The 2,438-nt window shown below is 74.7% G+C and carries 4 protein-coding genes; 2 read left to right on the top strand and 2 right to left on the bottom strand.

Translation table 11 applies throughout. From position 1 onward, the window contains the following. Both dprA and plsY read right to left on the bottom strand, forming a co-directional pair. The coding region (gene dprA, locus G3573_RS21145; RefSeq protein WP_163263618.1) for a DNA-processing protein DprA at nucleotides 1-946 on the bottom strand (946 nt) is incomplete at its 3' end. A 3-nt stretch (nucleotides 947-949) separates the two neighbouring features. Next, nucleotides 950-1,561 (bottom strand): glycerol-3-phosphate 1-O-acyltransferase PlsY, encoded by a 612-nt coding sequence (gene plsY, locus G3573_RS21140; protein ID WP_346427428.1) that lies wholly within the window; start codon nucleotides 1,559-1,561, stop codon nucleotides 950-952. A gap of 157 nt (nucleotides 1,562-1,718) precedes the next feature. On the opposite strand from plsY, the gene G3573_RS21135 reads away from it, so the two are divergent. Both G3573_RS21135 and G3573_RS21130 read left to right on the top strand, forming a co-directional pair. Then, on the top strand, nucleotides 1,719-2,168 hold the full coding sequence (locus G3573_RS21135; RefSeq protein WP_163263616.1) for a hypothetical protein: 450 nt from the start codon (nucleotides 1,719-1,721) through the stop codon (nucleotides 2,166-2,168). Continuing rightward, nucleotides 2,165-2,438: hypothetical protein (locus G3573_RS21130; protein ID WP_163263615.1), on the top strand; the 274-nt coding region annotated here is incomplete at its 3' end. The genes G3573_RS21135 and G3573_RS21130, both read left to right, overlap by 4 nt.

Below are 2,438 nucleotides of genomic sequence, written 5' to 3'. Positions count from 1 at the left end.
GGATGGCGGTGGGCGACAGCAGGTCCAGCACCCGCGCGCGCACCGCGTCGACCTCGGCGTCGGGAACGGCGGCGTCCCAGCGGCCGTCGGGCTCGCGCAGGGTGCGCGGGGCGGCGAGCGCGCGCAGCACGTCCTCGGCGCCTTCGCACAGGGCCGCGCCCTGGCGGATCAGGTCGTTGGTGCCCTTGGCGCGCGGCTCCAGCGGCGAGCCGGGGACGGCCAGCACCTCGCGGCCTTGCTCGGCCGCCAGGCGGGCGGTGATCAGCGAGCCGGAGCGCAGCTCCGCCTCGACCACCACGACGGCGCGCGACAGGCCAGAGATGATCCGGTTGCGGCGGGGGAAGTCGTGGGCCTTGGCGCGCACGCCCGGGGCCTGCTCGGCGACGATGCAGCCGCCCTCGCGGATGCGGGCCCACAGGCCGTCGTGCTCGGGCGGATAGACGTCGTCTATGCCGCCGGCCAGCACCGCGACCGTGCCGGTCGGCAGGGCCCCTTCGTGCGCGGCTCCGTCGATGCCGCGGGCCATGCCGGAGGTGACGCAGAGGCCGGCCTGGCCGAGTTCGGCCGCCAGGCCGCGGGCGAAGCGCAGGCCGGCTGAGGAGGCGATGCGCGCGCCGACGACGGCGCAGGCGTCCCTGGCCAGCAGGCCCGCGTCGCCCAGCGTCCACAGCACCGGCGGTGGCGCGTCCAGCGCCGCCAGCTGCGATGGGAAGTCTTCGTCGCCCAGCACCAGCAGGCGCGCGCCCATAGCTTCGCCGGCTTCGAGCTCGGCCTCGATTTCGCCGGGTTGGGGCGGGGCCAGCGGCGCGCGGGCCGACAGGCAGCGCAGCCTCAGCAGCGCCTCGCCGGCCGAGCCGAACCGGCTCAGCAGGTTCTGGTAGGCGATCGGCCCGACGCGCTCGGTGCGCGCCAGCCGTAGTCGGTTGAAGCGCTCCCCCCGGTCCAGGCGTCAGTCCTTCTTCTTGCCCGCGCCGATCTTCGGCTCCTGGCCATTCAGCAGGCGCTGGATGTTGGCGCGGTGGCGGACGAAGATCAGCACGCCCATGAACAGGGCCAGCCAGACATAGGCGTAGGGCTGGTCGAACAGCAGGGCGTAGACCGGGGCGAGCGCGGCCGCGGTCAGGGCCGCCAGCGACGAGATCCGGAACAGGAAGGCCATGGCGATCCAGGTCGCGGCCGCGGCCAGGCCGACCGGCGGGGCCGAGAACAGCAGCACCCCGAAGAAGGTGGCCACGCCCTTGCCGCCCTTGAACCTCAGCCAGACCGGGAACAGGTGGCCCAGGAAGGCCGCGCCGCCGGCCACGGCCACGACGGCCGGGTCATGGGTGAGGAACCAGGCCAGCACCACGGCCACGATGCCCTTGCCGACGTCGCCGATCAGGGTCAGGGCGGCCAGGTCCTTGCGGCCGGTGCGCAGCACGTTGGTCGCGCCGATGTTGCCGGAGCCCAACTTGGTGATGTCGCCGGCGCCGCCCAGGCGCGTGGCGATCACCCCGAAGGGAATGGAGCCCAGCAGATAGCCGCCCACGGCGGCCGCCAGCAGCGGAAGGTAGTTGGTCACGCGCGCACATCCCAAGCGTCCCCGGTGGGGACCGCCGTTTTGTACCGCGGTTCGCGGCGATTCCTAGCGGGGTTCCCGGGGGGGCTCTCGAGGGCGTGACAGCGTTCACCAAGCTTCGCCATATCCACGTTCTGCGAGCCGGTTTATGATCGGGGCCATGAGCGAGTCCCTCGATCCGGCTCCGGCGGCGGCTACGTTTCGCGACGGCGTGCGTGGCGCGCTGGTCTTCGTGGTCGCCGCGCCGTTCACCGCGGCGGTGGTCGCCGCGGCGGCGGCAGGCGCGCTCAGCCTGACGCACGGGCCGCTGGAGACCGAGGGGCTGGTCATCCTGCTGGCCCCGGCCCTGGTGTTCGCCGGCGCTCTGATCCCCGCCGCCCTGGCCGGCTTCGTCACCGGCGCGGGCGCGGCCAGGGTGGGCGGCGGCAAGCGGATCTACCTGCTGGCCGGGGCGACCGGGGCGCTGGCCACGCTGGCCGTGCACGCGGCGCGTTTCCTGCCCGACGTCGCCAGCCTGGCCCTGGTCGCGCTGCTGGCCGTGCCGCCCTGCCTGATCGCGGCCTGGTTCGGAGCCCAGATCGGCGTGATCGGACGGGACGAAGACCGATGAGCGAGGCCGCGCCGCCAACCCCCGTCGCAAGCTCGCCGATCAGGTCCGCCCTGCGCTACGCCGTGCTGTTCGCCGTGCTCGGCCCCCTGGTCGCCGGCACGGTGGCGGCCACGGTGGTGGCCCTGCTGCTCACCCGCCTCGACGGCGCCGGCCCCACGCTGGACGACGCGGCCGACGCCCTGCGCGCCCTGGCCGCCGACGTGTTCATCTGGGCGCCCGAGGCCTATGCGGCCGGCACCGCGCCCGCGGCGCTGGCCGGCCTGGCGGTGG

The sequence above is a fragment of the Caulobacter sp. 17J65-9 genome (assembly GCF_010975005.1).
In the GTDB taxonomy this organism is placed as follows: Bacteria; Pseudomonadota; Alphaproteobacteria; order Caulobacterales; family Caulobacteraceae; genus 17J80-11.
The sequence above is the reverse complement of the archived record's forward strand: the minus strand, read 5'-3'. Positions and strand labels throughout refer to the sequence as shown.